We start from the raw sequence: 18548 nt of genomic DNA, 5'->3' as shown, positions 1-18548 counted from the left end.
GCAGCAGAATTAGCGCGCCTCTCAAGCACTTTATTTAGGGCGCTTTCTTTTGGTAGATGAGGAGTTTGAAGAAGCACGACTGGGTGAAAATCCTGGCGCTACTGGGCCTGATCTACCACCAGAAACATTTTCTAATTCTTTATCCGATATCAGTTTATCTTTAAATCTATGACCTGATTTCTTGTTTCCCATTGTAATCTCTGATAGAAATATGTACATCTAGTATAGTTTATATTTTGGGGCTTAAAGTCCCTGCTAAACTGGTAGCATACAAACTTCTGTAAATGATTTAAAATCAATGTAGGATTCAATAATCTGCTACGATTTCTACAATAGTATTCATGAAAGACAATCGCACCGAATTTTCTAAAAATGTAATCAGACTCATTCGTTCGGTACCTGAAGGTAGTGTTGCCACTTATGGACTTATCGCCAGGCTCGCCGGTAGTCCGCAAGGAGCTCGAGGAGTGGGCTGGCTGCTTCATTCGTGCACTGATAAACACCATCTTCCCTGGCATAGAATTATCAAATCAAACGGACAACTTTCTTTTCCACAGTCCTCTCCCCTTTTCGAGACTCAGAAAAGCAAGCTAGAAGCAGAAGGTGTTATTGTCGAAAAGGGTAAAGTTGATTTAAAAATCTTTCTTTGGAATGATAAGTAATGAATTTAAAATCAAAATGAGCACCCCGTTGCTTGACTCCATCCTATGTAGCCTGGTTGGCGCCTTGCGACAACCGGGTTTTTTCAGTATAAGTTTCAAGAAACCCCGGTTGTCGCAAGGCGACAACCAGGCTACGCTAAATTCACATTGCTGTTGGGGCAAGGAAATAGATAGTTTTTGAACACTCCTAATATCTCCTCCTTATATTCTTACTTTTAACGTAACTCCCAGGTACGTCATCCTGCTCCCCAGGTACGTCATCCTGAGCGTAGCGAAGGATCTCAAACTGCTTAGAGCTGATCCAGATTCAGGAGATCCTTCACTGCGTTCAGGAGGACGTTCAGACGACCAGAGTTTACCCCAATATTAAAGTGATATTGATTAGAGGTAATTAAATACGGTTAGCCCCTGAATGCGGGCAAAGCTTTGCTGGGCAGCTTGCAGAAATATCAGCTGGAGATTTAAATTAACAGCAGTTTCATTTAAATCTGCATTCTCCAACCCGTCTAATGTGCTATGGCTGACTAGCAATAAATCGTCATTTAATTTTTCAACGATACTCAACTGATTGAGCCTGGTTCCTGTTAGAGACTGGAAAGCAAGCAAGTTATCCAGACTACTGTCTAACTGTTCTAAAATCTGGTTATTTTCAGTTTCAATAGCCGCCTTATTAGCCGGAGTGGTCACTGGCTGTTTTAAATTATTAATCATCCGCTCCACAGTAGAAAAAACAGATTCGTTTCTGGCGGGGGTAATTAAGAAATCATCTCCAGGGTTGGGCATTCCACTTACCTTAAACTGGATTCCATTAAAGCTTATCGACTCACCGTCTGAATATAAGGGCGCATCGTCGGGATTTCCGGTAGGCGGGATGACATTACCCACAGCCGCACCGCTTATCATATACACCAATTGATTAGAACTGTTCAAACTGAATTGCAGTGTATAATTATCAGGTACATAAGGCGTCGAGTTAACAATCCCTCCTGAACTCACGACCCCGGTTCCCGTATTAGGCGCACCAGTTGCATTGATTGCAAAATAGCCATTCCCATTACGAATACGCATAAACACATCCGAACCCGCGTCATTCAGTGCCACACCCATACTGTCTGTCACATTCTGAAAACGTTGGGTGTCATCGCCATTGTAAACATACTGGCCACTGCTGTCTTTGCTAAAAGATTGTGTTCCAGTTAAGCCGCCGCTGAACATATAGTAGCCATTACTGTCCTGACTGTTAGACAGATCAAGCAGTTGATTAAGCAATGTTTGGGCTTCACCGGCTATGGAAAGGCGATCAGCTTCTGAAAGTGCAGAATTGCCAGCTTGTACCTGCAGTTCTCTGATGCGCTGAACTACATTTACTGTATTTCCAAGAACCTGCTCCTCAAGACTGACAGCCGCCTGCGCGCCTTCTTTATTTTTCTGAAGTTGTTCGGTAGCAGCAATTCGCCGTTTCATTAAACTGATTTTGGCAGCGGCAATTGGATCATCGGAAGGCGACTGAACTTTTTTACCAGAAGACAGCTGGCCCTGATATTTGGAGACCTGTAGTTGCTGCTCAAGGATATTATCCAGGCCGCGTCTGTAAATCTGATTAGTTGATATACGCATGATCTACCTCATTGCCGCAAATAGGACATCCATCATTTCACTGGCTACAGTAAGTAATTTACTGGCCGCCTGGTAAGCCTGTTCAAATTGAATGAGATTGGCTGCTTCCTCATCCAGATTCACCGCACTCTTGCTGTCTCTGAAATCCAGGGCCTGCTTATGCAATATATCGGCAGCCTCACTGCGCAGTTTAGCCTGATTGGTTTTACTACCGACTTGCGCCAATAAATTAGCGTAGCGATCCGAGAGATTTTCAGTTCCGCCTTCAAACAAGTTTGCTTTCTGTATGGCCGCAAGTTTAAGACCATTGCGATTGTCTCCAAAACCATTGCTATTATAGGAGGCATTAAATTGATCTCCTGCAGAAGGTCTGCCTGAAAGAACGATCGAATAGGAAGGATTTAACGCATCAGGTATTTGCACCAGATTATCGGAATCTGGGGTAAAACTAAAGGGACCACTCGTCACTGCATCAGTTAGATTGACCAGGTTATACTGGGTATCTGAAATAAATTCAATGCGAAAATCCTTGTTAACATTGCTGGAATTAAGTATATCGCCCAACTCTATCTTTCCCTGTCCTGAATTGCCAAGTGCCGCCTGCACACGGACTGGAGATGCCAGTGCGAACTCCTTGGAATCACTGATAGCCAAATCCAGCTTGCCAGCCGCTCCTTTGGTTGGATTAAAATAATATCGATCACCATTCGCCATATTGGAGAGATTGTCAATCGAAATGGTCATCCCATCTATCTGCAATTGACCTGCCGGAGGTGCTGGGGGTGAGCTTGTTAAATTCATTACAAAGGATTGATTATCTGATTTTCTTAAAATGCGTACCTCATTGCTTCCTGTGTCGGTTACAAATAACTCATAATCACTTAATTTAAGCTGAGTAAGGTCTGAGAGATTCACTGACATGACACCGGTGCCGGTGTTTAGCGATGAGGGTATGGCGCGGGCTATCTGACTCATGGCATCATTGAAATCGGTAAATACATTTTTGCCAATTGCATTATTCATATCCATACCCAGTCTTTGCTGCTGGTTGAACTGGCTTGCCAAACCTATTGCCATTTGTCCCAAAAGCTCGCTGGCTTGCTTTAACACTGTATCTTCAAAATCCAGCAATCCTCCAATCATCCCTGAATGAAGATTATCAGTCACATCAATGAAAGCAGTTCCGTTTTGAATTGCCAGACGAGACCCGCTTTGTCCATTAAATCCTGGTAGCACTGCAAGATTTCGCTGGTTGGTTCCATTGACTAAAACCTCACCGCTCCCTATAGCCACACTAATGCCTGCGTTTCCATCATCAACTACAATAACGTCTGTATATTGGGAAAGCTGACGTAATAACTCATCACGGGTGTCCAGTAACTCAGGGGAGTTTCCGACAACACTTATTTTTTCATTTAACTTCGCTATATCTGCAGTTAAACGGTTAATCTGATTGGCTGCTTCATCAAGTTGCTGGCTATTGTTGTGCTGATACTCATCCAGACGAAGCTGCATTGTTCTGAATTGATCAACTAGTAAACGACTTTGATTTAAGGCTACACCTCGTGAGGCCATATTATCAGGCGACTCATTAAGCTGCCCCAATGCATTAAAAAAGTTTTGCAGCGTGGTCGAAATACTGGTGCCATCCTGGGAAAGCAATTTGTCAATCTGAGAGGCCTGCTCGAAAAAAATATCGTATTGTGACTTGGTCGTTAAGGTTTCTCTGACTTGCTGCGTTGCAAAACGATCGCTATTGCGCTTCACTTCAGCCGGATTTACGCCCGCTCCGATAAACGAGCCTGCAAACCGCTGTGAGGGCAGGCTTTTTAACAGCAGCATTTGTCTGGTATAGCCAGGTGTTTTTGAATTTGAAATATTATTGGCGGTGAGATCCAGGCCCCGCTGAAAAGCCAGGAGTCCGGAAGTCGCTATATTCAGAATATTTGCCATGCTGTCTTTCTCCTATCCGACAGTTTACAAGGTGAATGCGAACCAGGCTCTATTCAACTTTACAATAAACCATTACGTTCTAAAGCCTGTTGCAACTCTCCTCCATTATATATTGACAAAATTTTAGAAGCATAGGAAGGATCGGTTGCATAACCCGCCTGATGCAATTCATTAATGTAGCGTTGGGGATCTGCGGTATTCGCAAGAGCTGCCTCATAGCGGCTGTCGCCTTTGATTAAATCAATGTAGTCACTGAAACTATGACCGGGAGTCGCATAACGTTTAAAAGAGGCATTCATCCTAATCGGCGTATCAGCGATGTATTCCGTCGTTCTTATCTCTACCGAGTTTTCCTTATCCCCCTGTACTCCCTTTATATTAAACAAATTATTACTGCTTAAGCCATTTTCATCTTTAATAATGTGTTTTCCCCATCCTGTTTCAAGGGCTGCCTGCGCCATCAAAATTTTAGGATCAAGACCGATCGCACTGGCAGCCTGACGTGCATAAGGCCAGACGGATTTTACAAAATCATCGATACTGCCTGCGTTTTCAGGCTTGAGAGAAGAAGTCGCTGGATGGAGGTTTTTCAGATAGCGATCTGCTGAAATCCCTGGCGTGGGGTCAGCAGCATTCGTCACCTGAGCACCGCCTAAGGTTTTTTCCAGTTGCTGAGCCAGCATGCTCGCAAGACCGATACTTTGTCTGCTTGTAATATTATTGACATATTGACCATCCAGCATTTCCTGGAAAGTTTCCTGGTGCTTTCCCCTTAGCGGATTACTGTCATCGAGGAAATGCTGGCTCATTCGCATGCTTTTTAGCATGGACTGCAAAAATATTGCTTCAAACTGTCTGGCTACTTCGGGCAGAGCTTGCCTCGAATCCGTTTGAGCTTTATATCTCAAATCGTTCAATTGTTTAAAATCACTAACTGCAATCCCTTCTATCGTCATTATTTTTCCTGCTTTAATTTACGCTTGAATTCTTAATCTCTACGTTCTGCGGTTTATCCGGCGTTGTTGCATAAATGTAACCAAGCTAATAGCCTGTCGTCTTTGCGAACGAAGTGAAGCAATCCAGATCTAACCTTGAATAAAGTATGGAGCTAGATTGCTTCGCTAACGCTCGCAAAGACGGTTTTTTGTGCAGCACCTATCTTCCTTTATAGCGGGACGTAGCACTCCTAAATTACGGAACCTGACAACTAATTTATATCACAATCAATGTGGCATTCAGTGCGCCTGCCTGTTTCAAAGCCTCCAGTATAGCGATGATGTCGCCGGGAGCTGCTCCTACTGAATTTAATGTTTTCACAATATCCTGCAAATTGGCGCCAGGAGCGAATACAAAGGCGCGGTTATTTTTTTGCTGTACATTGATTTGTGTTTCCGGTGTAACCACAGTCCGCCCGTTTGCAAATGGATTGGGTTGGCTTACCAGGGGGTTCTCGCTGATAGTGACAATCAGATTTCCATGAGAAACAGCTGCCGGCTTGACCTTTACCAATTGATTAATCACCACAGTACCAGTTCGCGCATTAATAATAACCTTGGCTTCAGCTTCTCCCGGAAGAAACTCAATATTCTCCAGTACCGACACATAATCAACACGCTGTGACATCAAGCGAGGCGCGGTGATTTCAATAGAGGCGGCATCAAGAGGATGGGCCGTTTCGGGACCCATCATCTCATTGATTGCGTCACTCATACGTTTTGCTGTTGTAAAATCAGGAACCCGCAGATTATAGGTAAGCGTTCTCGAAAAATAGAAGGGGTTTGGAATATCCACCTCAACGGTTGCTCCATTGGGAATTCGTCCGCCACTTGGAACATTCACTGTGACACTGGAACCATCCTCTCCGGTAACACTAAGCCCCACAACCACCACGTTACCCTGTGCCATCGCATAAACCCGGCCGTCAGCCCCTTTCAAGGGAGTAAGCAGCAAGGTGCCGCCCCGTAAACTTTTTGAATCACCGATAGACGACACATTGACATCAATGGTCTGCCCTTTTTTCATAAACGAGGTCAGGTTGGCAGTCACCATTACGGCGGCTATGTTTTTTGAATTGAGTTTTGTGCCTGGTGGAATGTTAATTCCCAGTTGCGTCAGCATGTTACCGAAACTTTGCTCTGTAAACTTGGTGCCGGCTCGATCACCGGTGCCATCAAGACCTACCATTAAACCATAGCCAACCAGCTGGTTGGTGCGTACCCCCGCCAGTGTTGCGACATCCTTAATGCGTTCAGCATGAACAGAGCCAAAGCATGATAAAAAAAGTAAGGCATAAATTCTTAGCATGTACTATCCATATTCAAATCCATCAACCCATACCGGAAGGACGCTATACAGGAAACCAGGGGCCCCATAGAAAACGGGAAAACCAGCCCTGAGCATTGGTATTATTCACCTGTCCTGTTCCACCATAATAGATACGCGCATTGGCAATACGGTCTGATGTGATCACATTATTCGGAGAGATATCCTGCGGTCTGATAATTCCAGAAAGGCGTACAAACTCTTTACCCTGATTAATCTGGATCCATTTTTCACCCTGGACAACCATATTGCCATTGGCAAGTACCTTGGCTACCGTCACGGAGATGCTGCCTGCCAGTTTATTGTTTTGTACTGATTGCCCATCGCCGTCAAATTGACGCTTGGCATTAATGTCAAAATCAGCGCTATAGCCAGAACCAAAATCAATAGGCCGCCCCATAAATTTGGCGGTCAGAATCTGCATTTTGTCATTTTTTCGTTGTCGGGTGGTCGCTTGTTTTTTGGCATCCGTTTTTTCAATAAGCAGTACAGTGACAATATCCCCTGCGTGTCTGGCCCTGGGGGTTTCAAATAAGGGCAAAGCACTTTCAGCGCTGTAAATTGCCCCACTCATGTATTTGCTTTTTTTGACATCGGGGGTCACCGGATAAGTGGGCGCATACTCAGGATCAGTACCGGCAATTGGTGGATGAAATAATTCACAGCCTGCCAGGAGGCTGATTAAAACACCAGTTGATACAATGCGTAATAAACCCATTACTGTTCCATTAGACCGTTTGCGTCAGATATTGCAACATATTATCCACAGTCTGAATGCCTTTTGCTGTAATTTCATAGGCACGCTGAGCCTGAATCATGTTAACCAGTTCTTCAACCACGTTCACATTGGAGGCTTCAAGCGATCCCTGAAGCAGGGTTCCCAATCCATTATTTCCGGGATTGTCGGTCTGCGCCGGACCACTGGCCTGGGTTTCTAAAAAGAGATTTTGTCCAATGGGCTGTAAACCGGTGGCATTGATAAAATCGCTCAACTGAATCTGACCGATCTGTGTCGGTATATTATTTCCGGCAGTCAAGGCACTAACAGTACCATCTGTTCCAATGGTGAGACTTATCATTTGCTCGGGTATGGTAATCGGCGGTTGTATGACATAGCCATCCGCCGTAACAATCTGGCCCTGTGAATCAATCTGCAAGGTGCCATCCCGCGTATACGCCTGTGTGCCATCAGGCAGTAGAACCTGCATAAAGCCTCGTCCCTGTATCGCAATGTCGAGAGAGTTTTGAGTATTTTGAATGCTTCCCTGAGTGAACACTTTCTGTGTAGCGGCCATCCGCACACCGGTTCCCATATTTATACCCGTAGGAATTTCTGTACTTTGTGTAGCCTGAGCCCCTGCCTGACGCAGGTTTTGATATATCAGATCTTCAAATACTGCCCGCCCCTTCTTGAAGCCGGTTGTATTGACGTTCGCCAGATTATTGGCAATATTGGCAATTGTTTTATCCTGAGCTTCTAGCCCGGTTTTACTGACCCACAGTGCAGGTTCCATTGCTTTTCCTCAAATCCTGTTCACATAGCCGCCTAGAGTTGCAAAATCTGCGCCAGCTTCTGTGAATTTTCATTAACTGTCTGAATTATCTGCATTTCCGCATCAAATTCTCTTCCCACCTCAATCATATGAACCATTTCGTTCACTGCATTGATATTACTGCCTTCCAATGCGCCGGGAGTAATCATAATATCAGCATCTGCAGGGGCCACGCCACCTTTTTGAAGCCGCATCAAGCCATCGCCTCCCTTAATCAACTCATTGTTTTTGACTCTTACCAGTTTTAAACGGTCGAGAACAGCGAGTTCATCAGGCTTCCCATCCAGCGGAACGATTGAAATAGTGCCGTCACTGCCGATCTCTATCTTTTGCGCGGGTGGAATCGATATTGGGCCGCCATCCCCTAAAACGGGCCTGCCATTGGACGTAATCAGCATGCCATTTTCATTAATCTGAAAACTTCCTGCACGCGTATAAGCCTCTTTTCCTGAACTATCCTGCACAGCAAACCAACCTTCTCCCTGCACAGCGACATCCAAATCTCTTCCCGTTGTCAGTAAGGGGCCGGGGGTGAAATCGCTGGCGTTCACGTCTGCAACAACCAGAGCTCCGCCATTCAGATTCTCTTTATTAAAATACATACTCGAGGCTTGAGCCATATCAGCCTTAAATCCCGGCGTGTTGGAATTGGCAAGATTATTCCCAATTAAGGACTGGCGATCCATATTATGCAGAGCGCCATTCATTGCATTGTACAAAAGAGGATCCATCTCAACTCCGTTTATCGAATATTAATAATGGTTTGCGCTAAAGCATCCGCTGTGCGTATGGTTTGCGCATTGGCCTGAAAATTACGCTGTGCCGTAATGAGATTGACAAGCTCACTCGTTAAGTCAACATTGGAATTTTCAAGTGCACCGGACTGAATCAGTCCAAGGCTGGCGGTCCCGGGCGCTCCGATTAGTGCCTGTCCTGAGCCCGATGTCTCAGCCCAGTTGGTATCGCCAAGATTCTGCAAACCATCCGGATTGGCAAAATTAGCGAGTTGAACCTGTCCCATTGCACGCGACTGTCCATTGGTATACGTCCCAAAAACAATCCCTTCCTCATTAATATCAAGACCATCTAGTCTACCAGTTGTGTAGCCATCCTGAACATTCTCCTGTACAGCGAAAGGACTGCCAAATTGTGTTGCATCAGACAAATCCACATCAAAACTTAATGCATTTGCGCCATTACTTAAGGCCATGCTCAATGGAATCAGGTTATTGGCTAAGGGAGTATTGGAAGTATCGCTAACCCCGGCAAACGATCCGTCAGAACTAAAATTGACACGATATAAATTGTCAATATTCTGACTCCCCACATTGGCTGGAACATTCTGATTATCAATCTGGAAGGCGATATACCATTGATTAGCAGTTCCTGCAGGTGAAGACGCATTGGGATCACCGACAGCAGCATCCGCATTGGCTCGGATGAAATACATTGACAGAACATGTGAGTTACCCAAACTGTCGTAAATAGTTGACGAGGCGACATTATTGTAAGTGTCGGTGGCTGGATTGCTGCCGCCAGCCCAGTCCACAGAGGGCGGTGTCGCATTGGCATACAGATTAAAGCCAGCAGTCACTCTGGAAGTTGCCTTAGGATTAATATTAGCAGTCTGAACCTTTAAATCGCCGCTTAGTGTGGTAATTTGTCCATTATCATCAGCGGTGTATCCGACAAGACGCTGATTAGAGCTGTTCACAATATATCCGTCTTTATTAACACCGAATGCCCCTGCTCTCGAATAAACTCTTGAGCCCTGATCATTCAAAACAAAAAAACCAGAGCCGCTGATTGCAAGATCCAGACTGTTATTACTGAAAACGAACTGGCCCTGCCCGAACATTTGCTGGACACGCGCCAGTCGCGCTCCATTGCCGATTGCATAACGTCCGCCGCCAAAACTTCCGGTAGAATAGACATCTGCAAATTCTGCACGCGAACTTTTAAATCCGTATGTAGAGGCGTTGGCTATATTATTACCGGTAACCTCCAGGTCTTTTGAAGCGGCTTGAATTCCACTGATCGCTGTTCCGAAAACCATATTTGCCTCCTGCATTATTTAACAGGTCATCACTGACCATTTCAAAAGTCATATTGCTGATTTAAGCAGTAATTTGCCTGACCTGATCCAGCGTTAATGAACCTATACCGGCTACATTCAGTTTAACACCTTCTCCATTTTGTCCAAGGCTTACACTATCCACATTAGCGGCAGTCATTGTTCTTAACGCGACTTCCTTTCCGTCAAAAATTCCATTTACCTTAATCGCATAGTTGCCCGCAGGAACACGCTCACCCTGCTGATTCATACCATCCCAGCTAAAATCAAATAAGCCCATTCCATGTTGACCTAGAGGAATTTGCCTGATCAGCTCACCTGTTTCCGAGTAAATTGAAGCTGTTATTTTATTAACCGGCGCGGGAAGATCGACGGATATTTTTGACTCCCCTTCTGTCGCTAATTTGACAGTATTGCTATTCACCAATACTTTTCTTCCTACCAGGGATGAAGCCTGGAGTGCCTGATTCGATTGTAAGGAATTGGCCAGCTGTTGTATTGATTCTTGCATTTTTCCTATCCCGTCATTGGTGCTGAATTGAGCAAGTTGAGCCAGGAAATCGCCATTTGTTTTAGGGCTGGTGGGATCCTGATTTTTAAACTGAGCAATCATGAGCCTTAAGAAATCCTTCTGCCCCAGATTATTACCCGGTGTGGTCATGTTACTGCCTACTGAATTGATGCCATTAATTTGATCCATTGACATAATTTTGTCCTTACACTATTCACCTAATTGCAGTGTCCGCTGCATTAGCTGCTTGGTGGTGTTAATCATTTCCAGATTCATCTGATAGGAACGTGAGGCAGAAATCAGATTGGCCATCTCCTCAACATAACTGATATTGGGTGCATAAACAAATCCATCCGCATCAGCGAGGGGATTATTCGGTTCATAACGCTGTATCGGCGGGGTTTCGCTTTCATAGATTCCTGTCACTTTAACCCCGGGCCTTGATTCTAATCCAGCCAGACCACTCATCTGCTCCTGAACTGTACTAAAGACAGGATACTGAGCACGATAGGTTTCGTCAGGATTGCCAGTTGCCACATTGGCATTATTCATATTGCTGGCGCTGGCGGTCATCCGTGTTGTCTCGGCTGCGAGTCCAGTGCCAGCTATGTCAAATATTTTACCTAAAGACATTATTCCCCTCTTAATGCCATGAGCATGCTTTTGATTTTACCGCTGAGGAAAGACAGGGATGCCTGATAGGATAAAGCATTTTTTGCGAATTCGGTCGTTTCCAAATCCTTATCCACAGTATTTCCATCCAATGAAATCTGATTGGGCTGGCGAAATTTTAATTGAGCTGAAAAATCAGTGGAAGCATTGATATGGGCGGGCTGGTCAGTTACCATTTGACGGGGCGAAGAACCCATTGCATTCTCCAGGGCGCTCTTAAAATCAAGGTCTTTTGCCTTGTAGTTAGGGGTATCAGCATTTGTGATATTGGTAGCCAGCTGAGCAGCGCGCTGCTCTCTTAGTAACAAGGCTTTGGAATGCGTGCCAAAATAAGTATCCAAATCAACCATAGCAACTCCTTCATTAACTGCTAATGCCCAAGCAATTAATGTGCCAATTTGAGTTGTCCATCAGGGGGGTCAGAATAATGAACCAGCATGAACTTCCATCCAATGGTATTGAACTGGTAAAAAATTATCTTCTTAATCTACAGAATGAAATTTGTGACGCATTGGAGCACATTGATGAAAAGGCTCTTTTTATCAATGATGAGTGGCAAAGGCCCCAGGGCGGCGGCGGTATGACGCGTGTATTGACTAACGGTGAGATTTTCGAGAAAGCAGGCGTCAATTTCTCCCATGTCAATGGGGATCAGCTGCCTCCTTCCGCTACCGCCCAGCGTCCTGAGTTAGCTGGCTGCCACTTTGATGCCCTTGGTGTTTCATTAGTGATTCATCCCCATAATCCCTATATTCCCACTACCCATGCCAATGTTCGATTTTTCATAGCCAGAAATCAAAAGAATGAAGCTTTCTGGTGGTTTGGCGGCGGTTTTGATTTAACGCCTTTTTATCCTTTTGAAGAAGACTGTATCCATTGGCATCAAACGGCCAAAGCGGCCTGCGACCCTTTTGGAACTGATATTTATCCACGTTTCAAGAGATGGTGTGATGACTACTTTTTTCTCAAGCATCGTCAGGAAGCACGCGGAATCGGCGGCCTGTTTTTTGATGATTTCAATGAGCTGGGTTTTACAGAGAGTTTTGGACTGATGAAAAGCATTGGGGATCATTTTCTAAAAGCTTATCTTCCGATAGTGGAAGCCAGAAAAAACTGTACTTTCACCCAGCAGGAAAAAGAATTCCAACTTTATCGCCGAGGGCGATATGTGGAATTTAATCTGGTATATGATCGAGGCACCCTGTTTGGACTCCAATCAGGCGGGCGTACGGAATCTATTCTAATGTCCATGCCTCCCGAGGTTTCCTGGCGCTATGACTGGCAACCACAACCCGGTACTCCGGAGGCTGCTTTGTATAGTGATTTTCTGCCTGCGAAAGATTGGCTGAAAAAATGAAACAACAGCGTGGCTAATTCAAACCAGGCGAATGGACATGCCCTGGTTTTTCACGCCCCCATCGTAATTTTTCGATTACTATAAATTAATGTGCCCCAGAACGCGGCGGCAACCAAGGCATTAAGCACAGCAAGAATGATAAATATCGAAGCGATATTGATATTGAATTGCAGCAATACCATGATAAGCAGGCTCCCAAGAACCATTGACAGCGCTCCGAAAATATTATTGGCAGCAATAGTGCGCGCCCTTTGCCCTTCCTCACTACAGATTTGCAGATAGGTATACAGAGGAACAACAAATAATCCGCCACATACAGAGAAAAAGAAGAAATCACAAATAATACGCCAGTTTTGTATCTTTAACATAAACTGGATTAAGCTTTGCAAAGGCAATTGACTATTGAGCGCTGGAGTAGCCCAATACAGATCAGCGGCGAACAAGGTCATAAGCAGCATAGTTGAAGGCACGAACTGTATGGTAATTCGTCCAGCAAGAAATCGGCTGATCGCCATTGAACCAAGTGCTATTCCGATTGAAAATAGTGTAAGAAACAATGCGAAAACGGTTGTATCCGCACGTAAAATATAATGCGTATAATCCGGTAGCTTGGTTAACACAACTGCCCCAATAAGCCAAAACCAGGAAATTGCAAGTATTGCGGGTAATACTTTTGGGTTATGCACAACTTCCCGAAGCATGGTTTTTGTTGCTCTCCAAACGTTCCAGTCTACAGTGAACTGGCTTGCAGAAGCAGGTGCTTTAGGAATAAAAAGGCTAAAAATCAAACCAGTAACTGCAGTAAAATTAATGATAAACACGGCCAGATGAACCTTGGAGCCTGTATTGCCAATCGATAAAGCGCCCAGGGTTGTGCCCAGTAGAATGGCAAGAAAGGTGCTGGCTTCAATTAATGCGGTGGCATTCAGTAATTGGCTTTTAGGTAAGTGATCGGGAAGTATGGCATATTTGATAGGACCAAAAAAAGTCGAGTGGATTCCCATTCCGGTAAGAGTTAACATGAGCAGAACTATACTCCCTCGATAAAGCGCAATACTCCCAACAATCATTAAAACAATTTCCAATAATTTAACAACCCTTGAAATTGTTGCTTTGTCGTAGCGGTCGGCCAGTTGTCCTGCGGTCGCTGAAAAGAGAAAAAAAGGAAGTGTGAATAAGGCACCGGCCAAGGCCTGAAAATGCTCGGACTGACTTTGAGAGGTACTAAGATGGTAACTGATTAGCGTAAGCATTGACAGCTTAAACACATTATCATTCAATGCGCCACAGAACTGAGTAATAAACAGGGGAAGAAAGTTTCTTTTAGCTAATAATTCGTACCATCTCATTCTATTTATTTGATTTTATGATATAAACCCGCTAAGTTAATCACAAAGCGCTGTGATGTCAAACTCAGGCAACATTCGGCATTTATCAGCGTATACACAAACCACGCAATATGATGACATTTTGTTCAATCTGTGCTTTAATCTAAGCACAACATCCGTTTTCTTGAGAAACAAATTATGCCCAAAAGACGCGGCTTTGCATTTGATATCGATAATTGCCTGCTAAACGCTGCTTTTTATCGTTATGTCCAGGGAGCAGAAGAAGGTTATAAAAACCTGCAGAAACAGCTAAGCTCGCTTGAAGAAGAAGCAATTAACTCAAATAACACAGAACAGTTAGACGCAATTTATCAGGAGCATCTGGGAAAATTAACGGCCATCTTTTATAAAGTGAATAGAGAGCTGATCCTGCTTTTTAATGACAATGCTTCTGAGTACGCATCCTCTGATGCTTATGTGTTTAGCAACAGGCAATGTTATACTGATGATCTGTTGAACTCTTACACTAATAAAAGCGGGTCCGGCTTTTATTATTTTAATTTGATCTGTAAAGCAATTGATGCCACTCCAAATTACATGCTCATGGCAGATGTTTTTAATAAACAGCCTTATGGAACTGCAATGGAGGCAATAAAGCAGTTTGTTAATCCTGCGAATGAATACGATACTAAAAAAATTGGTGAAGCGCGCAAACAACAATATAAGCATCTTGAATGGGCCCATGATAAAAGCAAATTAATAATTGCCATTTGGGAGATGTATGAATTTGCATTAAAGTACCGCAACGATTCTGAAACACACGATTTTTATATCCTGGATGATAATCCGGAAATATTGAATGACTTACATAGTTATTTGTCGAAATATCCGCAAATGATACCCCAAAACATCAATCTTCATATAATTGGTTATGAGGGCCCGCTAAAGCCGGATGGTACCCAAAATTCTGAATTATTTAATCGTTATACACCCATAGCCGGCGAAGGTAGTCTGGATATTGATCATATCGCCCATGTGAAAAATATCGTGGCGGTTACTATTACCAAACTGGGGCGAACACCAGGAGAGCTGTCGGAGCCAACGCAGGGGAAGCCCATTCGGGACTATCTGTCTGCCTATCAGGCAAGGTTTCAGATGGGGCATCTTGAATGTGTAAAACATTATCTGCCAGGTGATAAGGCGGTTGTCGATGAGACTCCTTTTACAGAGCCCGCTGCATCAGTTGCACCAGCGGCTGCTGAGTCATCAGCGCAGAGCAAAAAAAGTTTTCTGGATCGAATGGGCAGCAGCCTGCTTAATCTGCCAAATGTTGTACGGAGTAAGAATAAAGAGAAAGAATCTGAAAAAGGATCAAAGTATAAAGCCAAGTCATTCCCCACTCCCCCTTCCGAATCAGCTAGTAACCTGTTGGGAAAAACAAATAGCTTACCAGCTGTAGTTAGTGATCCCGACTATGATGTGACCCAATCTGATCCTTTAATGCCTTCGCAGCAGGCCGCTACTTCCACACATTCAGAGCAGCCAGAAGCAAACCCGGGAGCCAGACAACAGTTTTTCAAACCCAGTGCCAGGCCCGCTGAACAACAGGCACAAACCAGCATATTATCGCAGCATCGTGGTGGCACACCTAAAAGCTCGTAGATGAATTGCACCTGCAGAGACTAAGACCCTCTCTCTGCAGGTGTGAGTAAATTAATAGTCGAGAAGCACCACGCTGCCCTCTCCGGCACAATTTTTGGGTATGAGCGGACAACCATAGGCATTTTTACCCGCATCAAACACTACTTTTGGATAATGATAATTGGGACTTACAACAACCTGACCGACACAATTCATTAACCACTCCCCCTTTATACCCAGCATCAGATAGTTACCATGCACCACTTCTTTGGGAAGCTCAACAAGGCTTTTTTTGCTCACCGGTGAAAAATTAAAACTGTTATTTCCCGGTGAAGCATAATTAATATAGAGATCGCTAAGTTTACCGTTCAGATTGGCTTGCGACTCAATGGCCTCCAGATGTGTATCCGCACAGCGCCAGAAAATTTTAAACTCCTGGGCATGTGTAATGCCTGACAACAAGGCAAAAGTAAGTACTAAGATACGTTTCATAATCGCTTCCTTATTCAATTGTCATTGCTCTTCGACTGAGAGAGGCCAGAATTTTTTCCAGACTATGCTGGTGTGGAGGTGTTTGTTCTAATATTGCCTGAGTACGCTGCTCGCAGTAGTCTTTCACTTCTCGATCTGGCAATACGTAGAAGACATTATTTTTTATTTCTTTCACAATATGCTCAGCAACATCCTCTGCAGGCCGGCTCCGTGCTATTAGCTCGCTCAACATGTCATGAAATACATCATTATGCAAAGGAGACGAGTTGCTTAGTAATTGAGTGTTTGCAAATGAAGGACATACTACAGAAACATCTACTGGTTTGGATAGTCTTTGCAAATCAAAGTGGAGAGATTCGGATAAAGCCACGATAGCATGTTTCGACATGGCATAAGCTGTCATCTGGGAACCGCTGCATAACCCATAAAGACTGGCCATATTGATTATATGCGCTCGATGCGGCTGCTTGAACATAAAAGGCAGAAAAGCCTGAACACCATGAATAATTCCAAAGAGATTGATATCCATCACTTTGCGAATATGCTCATTGGTCAACTCCCATAATGGAGCCAGATGGCCGCTAATCCCGGCATTATTAAATAACCAGTCAACCCGATTAAATTTCTCGATCGTCTGTTTGGCAAGATGTCGAAGACTTTCCGGGCGGCTGACATCACAAACAACCCCAAGGATATCTGAATCAAACTTTGCAGTTAATTGTTCAACTTTATCACATAAAGTCGCCACGGATATGTCAGCCATTACCACATTCATTCCTTCGGCCAGACATTTTTCAGTTAATGCCAATCCAATTCCGCTGGCAGCACCAGTGATCACTGCTACTCGCTTTTCGGAGTCCATTCAATTTCTCCTCTGGTTATAGGGGTATTCAGGAAACTGTTGATAATGCAAGCGTCACAATCCGCAAATAGGGATAGATGAAAGTCTCGAAATTATTAGGATAAGATGATAACGACTACCAAAGATATTGGTCAAGAAATAAATAAAAACCTGGACGCAGAGAATTATATTTGGGTTACAATATTAAGGAAATACCAAGCCTCTTGCGAGGGAACAGTCATCCCTCGCCAGGTAATGAACTTTGATTAGTTTGCTGAACAATCCTTGTTGCCAGAGATATTATTCAGAAGTAACCATAACGTCCTGAGCTTTCAATCCTTTTGGCCCTTTATCAAGAACGAAGGTCACTGCATCATTTTCATGAAGTGTTTTGAATCCTGCGCCTTGTATATCTTTATAATGAACAAATATGTCGTCACCATTTTGATTAACAATAAAGCCAAATCCTTTTTTCTCATTGAACCATTTTACAGTTCCACTTTCTCTTTGCGACATCACAATCCCCTTTCTGTCATATCTGTCTACTTCTATAATAGACATACCACATTTATAGCTTAGAATAAATATCTTGTGTGAGCCATTTAAGCTAGAATACTACTTGATATAAAAGCAATTTGGCTTGTCTTAGCATAACAGTTTTTTATTGATTGTTAAGGATTTTTTTTAAAAACATTGGCGGAGACTTTTTTTTGAACACAATAGATAATTTTTCCAAAGACCACTTTATTGAGTTTGCCTTAAGCTGCGGAGTATTGAAGTTTGGCAGTTTTACATTAAAATCCGGCCGGCTTAGCCCCTATTTTTTTAACGCCGGGCTATTTTATCATGGTGCAACTCTTCGTACTTTAGGCCAGTTCTATGCTAATAGACTGATTGAAGAAGACATTGACTGCCGTCAGCTATTTGGCCCCGCCTATAAAGGCCTCCCTCTTGCGACATCCACTGCTATCGCCCTCTCTGAAAAAAATGTGAACGCCACCGTGACCTTTAACCGAAAGGAAGTTAAAGATCACGGTGAAGGCGGTCAATTAATTGGCGCCCCATTAAATGGTCCGGTAATAATGGTTGATGATGTCATCACTGCCGGTACCGCGTTTCGAGAATCACAGGCACTCATTAACGCACATGGCGGCAGCCTGGAGACTGTAATTATTGCACTTGATCGCTGTGAGAGGGGAAAGGGAGAAATATCCACTCTTCAGGAAATTGAAAAGCAGGGGATAAGAGTAGTCTCAGTGATCAACTTTCATGACCTGGTAGATTACCTTAAGAAAAAACAGATGGGTGTCGAGTTGAAGAGCCTTGAAGATTATCGCAGAGAATATGGGGCTTAAAACCATTTGGAAATTAAGAGCCTGGTTTTAAACCTCTCTCTCAAATTAAGTTACGAAAATCTTGTCATTCCCGCGAAGGCGCTGAGTGATCCTGTCATTATTTTGAACAACTCAAAGCGCCAGATTCAATAAATGAGTGATATTGCTGTTGCAGGTCACTCATTACGCTC

At 43.8% G+C, this 18548-nt stretch carries 19 protein-coding genes; 4 read left to right on the top strand and 15 right to left on the bottom strand.

Annotation, left to right across the window (positions count from 1 at the left end; translation table 11 throughout):
• Window positions 1-341: 341 nt before the first annotated feature.
• Window positions 342-662 (top strand): MGMT family protein, encoded by a 321-nt coding sequence (locus tag E1O89_RS14115; protein WP_133140713.1) that lies wholly within the window; start codon window positions 342-344, stop codon window positions 660-662.
• 381 nt (window positions 663-1043) lie between these two features.
• On the opposite strand, the gene flgL is transcribed toward E1O89_RS14115, so the two are convergent.
• From flgL to flgB, 11 genes are all read right to left on the bottom strand, one after another.
• Window positions 1044-2279, bottom strand: coding sequence for a flagellar hook-associated protein FlgL (gene flgL / locus E1O89_RS14110; protein WP_133140712.1), 1236 nt, complete (start codon window positions 2277-2279; stop codon window positions 1044-1046).
• Between the two features lie 3 nt (window positions 2280-2282).
• Entirely contained in the window at window positions 2283-4232 is a 1950-nt protein-coding gene (flgK, locus tag E1O89_RS14105) for a flagellar hook-associated protein FlgK (protein ID WP_133140711.1), read from the bottom strand.
• A gap of 59 nt (window positions 4233-4291) precedes the next feature.
• Window positions 4292-5188 carry a flagellar assembly peptidoglycan hydrolase FlgJ gene (gene flgJ / locus E1O89_RS14100; protein ID WP_133140710.1) on the bottom strand — a complete coding sequence of 299 codons (897 nt, stop codon included), beginning with the start codon at window positions 5186-5188 and terminating at the stop codon, window positions 4292-4294.
• Between the two features lie 256 nt (window positions 5189-5444).
• The gene (locus E1O89_RS14095; RefSeq protein WP_133140709.1) at window positions 5445-6536 is read right to left on the bottom strand and encodes a flagellar basal body P-ring protein FlgI; all 1092 of its coding nucleotides are present in this window, start codon (window positions 6534-6536) and stop codon (window positions 5445-5447) included.
• 43 nt (window positions 6537-6579) lie between these two features.
• A complete protein-coding gene (locus E1O89_RS14090) occupies window positions 6580-7272 on the bottom strand; it encodes a flagellar basal body L-ring protein FlgH (protein WP_112218515.1) in 693 nt (230 codons plus the stop codon).
• Between the two features lie 10 nt (window positions 7273-7282).
• Entirely contained in the window at window positions 7283-8068 is a 786-nt protein-coding gene (flgG, locus tag E1O89_RS14085; protein WP_112218516.1) for a flagellar basal-body rod protein FlgG, read from the bottom strand.
• Between the two features lie 32 nt (window positions 8069-8100).
• Window positions 8101-8838 (bottom strand): flagellar basal-body rod protein FlgF, encoded by a 738-nt coding sequence (flgF, locus tag E1O89_RS14080; protein WP_133140708.1) that lies wholly within the window; start codon window positions 8836-8838, stop codon window positions 8101-8103.
• 11 nt (window positions 8839-8849) lie between these two features.
• Complete coding sequence (gene flgE / locus E1O89_RS14075) at window positions 8850-10163, bottom strand: flagellar hook protein FlgE (RefSeq protein WP_133140707.1); 1314 nt, start codon at window positions 10161-10163, stop codon at window positions 8850-8852.
• A 61-nt stretch (window positions 10164-10224) separates the two neighbouring features.
• Window positions 10225-10887 (bottom strand): flagellar hook assembly protein FlgD, encoded by a 663-nt coding sequence (locus E1O89_RS14070; RefSeq protein WP_112218519.1) that lies wholly within the window; start codon window positions 10885-10887, stop codon window positions 10225-10227.
• Between the two features lie 15 nt (window positions 10888-10902).
• Window positions 10903-11325: a flagellar basal body rod protein FlgC gene (gene flgC, locus E1O89_RS14065; RefSeq protein ID WP_058507441.1), complete on the bottom strand. Its 423-nt coding sequence runs from the start codon at window positions 11323-11325 to the stop codon at window positions 10903-10905.
• A complete protein-coding gene (gene flgB, locus E1O89_RS14060; protein WP_112218521.1) occupies window positions 11325-11714 on the bottom strand; it encodes a flagellar basal body rod protein FlgB in 390 nt (129 codons plus the stop codon). The genes flgC and flgB overlap by 1 nt, the downstream gene beginning before the upstream one ends.
• Before the next feature lie 77 nt (window positions 11715-11791).
• On the opposite strand from flgB, the gene hemF reads away from it, so the two are divergent.
• Complete coding sequence (gene hemF / locus E1O89_RS14055; protein ID WP_133140706.1) at window positions 11792-12721, top strand: oxygen-dependent coproporphyrinogen oxidase; 930 nt, start codon at window positions 11792-11794, stop codon at window positions 12719-12721.
• A 50-nt stretch (window positions 12722-12771) separates the two neighbouring features.
• On the opposite strand, the gene E1O89_RS14050 is transcribed toward hemF, so the two are convergent.
• Entirely contained in the window at window positions 12772-14070 is a 1299-nt protein-coding gene (locus E1O89_RS14050; RefSeq protein WP_133140705.1) for an MFS transporter, read from the bottom strand.
• Window positions 14071-14247: 177 nt separating this feature from the next.
• Between E1O89_RS14050 and E1O89_RS14045 the strand changes: the two genes are divergently transcribed.
• Complete coding sequence (locus E1O89_RS14045) at window positions 14248-15711, top strand: hypothetical protein (RefSeq protein WP_133140704.1); 1464 nt, start codon at window positions 14248-14250, stop codon at window positions 15709-15711.
• A 51-nt stretch (window positions 15712-15762) separates the two neighbouring features.
• Here E1O89_RS14045 and E1O89_RS14040 read toward each other — a convergent pair whose 3' ends face one another.
• The 3 genes from E1O89_RS14040 to E1O89_RS14030 form a co-directional block, all read right to left on the bottom strand.
• Entirely contained in the window at window positions 15763-16182 is a 420-nt protein-coding gene (locus tag E1O89_RS14040) for a hypothetical protein (protein ID WP_133140703.1), read from the bottom strand.
• Window positions 16183-16192: 10 nt separating this feature from the next.
• A complete protein-coding gene (locus E1O89_RS14035) occupies window positions 16193-17044 on the bottom strand; it encodes an SDR family NAD(P)-dependent oxidoreductase (RefSeq protein WP_112218526.1) in 852 nt (283 codons plus the stop codon).
• A gap of 279 nt (window positions 17045-17323) precedes the next feature.
• On the bottom strand, window positions 17324-17539 hold the full coding sequence (locus tag E1O89_RS14030) for a cold-shock protein (protein ID WP_112218527.1): 216 nt from the start codon (window positions 17537-17539) through the stop codon (window positions 17324-17326).
• A gap of 203 nt (window positions 17540-17742) precedes the next feature.
• Between E1O89_RS14030 and pyrE the strand changes: the two genes are divergently transcribed.
• On the top strand, window positions 17743-18378 hold the full coding sequence (pyrE, locus tag E1O89_RS14025; protein ID WP_133140741.1) for an orotate phosphoribosyltransferase: 636 nt from the start codon (window positions 17743-17745) through the stop codon (window positions 18376-18378).
• Window positions 18379-18548: the final 170 nt, after the last annotated feature.

Source organism: Legionella genomosp. 1 (assembly GCF_900640215.1).
Classification (GTDB): domain Bacteria; phylum Pseudomonadota; class Gammaproteobacteria; order Legionellales; family Legionellaceae; genus Legionella_C; species Legionella_C quinlivanii_A.
Note: the sequence above shows the minus strand (reverse complement) of the source record. Positions and strands in the feature narration are given on the sequence as shown.

Excerpts from the sequence above, each read along its gene's own strand:
- E1O89_RS14095 (WP_133140709.1), bottom strand. The coding sequence starts at position 6,536 with ATGCTAAGAATTTATGCCTTACTTTTTTTATCATGCTTTGGCTCTGTT.
- flgJ (WP_133140710.1), bottom strand. The coding sequence starts at position 5,188 with ATGACGATAGAAGGGATTGCAGTTAGTGATTTTAAACAATTGAACGAT.
- E1O89_RS14030 (WP_112218527.1), bottom strand. The coding sequence starts at position 17,539 with ATGTCGCAAAGAGAAAGTGGAACTGTAAAATGGTTCAATGAGAAAAAA.
- flgK (WP_133140711.1), bottom strand. The coding sequence starts at position 4,232 with ATGGCAAATATTCTGAATATAGCGACTTCCGGACTCCTGGCTTTTCAG.
- flgG (WP_112218516.1), bottom strand. The coding sequence starts at position 8,068 with ATGGAACCTGCACTGTGGGTCAGTAAAACCGGGCTAGAAGCTCAGGAT.
- E1O89_RS14070 (WP_112218519.1), bottom strand. The coding sequence starts at position 10,887 with ATGTCAATGGATCAAATTAATGGCATCAATTCAGTAGGCAGTAACATG.
- E1O89_RS14090 (WP_112218515.1), bottom strand. The coding sequence starts at position 7,272 with ATGGGTTTATTACGCATTGTATCAACTGGTGTTTTAATCAGCCTCCTG.
- flgE (WP_133140707.1), bottom strand. The coding sequence starts at position 10,163 with ATGGTTTTCGGAACAGCGATCAGTGGAATTCAAGCCGCTTCAAAAGAC.
- E1O89_RS14050 (WP_133140705.1), bottom strand. The coding sequence starts at position 14,070 with ATGAGATGGTACGAATTATTAGCTAAAAGAAACTTTCTTCCCCTGTTT.
- hemF (WP_133140706.1), top strand. The coding sequence starts at position 11,792 with ATGAACCAGCATGAACTTCCATCCAATGGTATTGAACTGGTAAAAAAT.
- flgB (WP_112218521.1), bottom strand. The coding sequence starts at position 11,714 with ATGGTTGATTTGGATACTTATTTTGGCACGCATTCCAAAGCCTTGTTA.
- E1O89_RS14040 (WP_133140703.1), bottom strand. The coding sequence starts at position 16,182 with ATGAAACGTATCTTAGTACTTACTTTTGCCTTGTTGTCAGGCATTACA.
- E1O89_RS14045 (WP_133140704.1), top strand. The coding sequence starts at position 14,248 with ATGCCCAAAAGACGCGGCTTTGCATTTGATATCGATAATTGCCTGCTA.
- flgC (WP_058507441.1), bottom strand. The coding sequence starts at position 11,325 with ATGTCTTTAGGTAAAATATTTGACATAGCTGGCACTGGACTCGCAGCC.
- flgF (WP_133140708.1), bottom strand. The coding sequence starts at position 8,838 with ATGGATCCTCTTTTGTACAATGCAATGAATGGCGCTCTGCATAATATG.
- E1O89_RS14035 (WP_112218526.1), bottom strand. The coding sequence starts at position 17,044 with ATGGACTCCGAAAAGCGAGTAGCAGTGATCACTGGTGCTGCCAGCGGA.
- E1O89_RS14115 (WP_133140713.1), top strand. The coding sequence starts at position 342 with ATGAAAGACAATCGCACCGAATTTTCTAAAAATGTAATCAGACTCATT.
- flgL (WP_133140712.1), bottom strand. The coding sequence starts at position 2,279 with ATGCGTATATCAACTAATCAGATTTACAGACGCGGCCTGGATAATATC.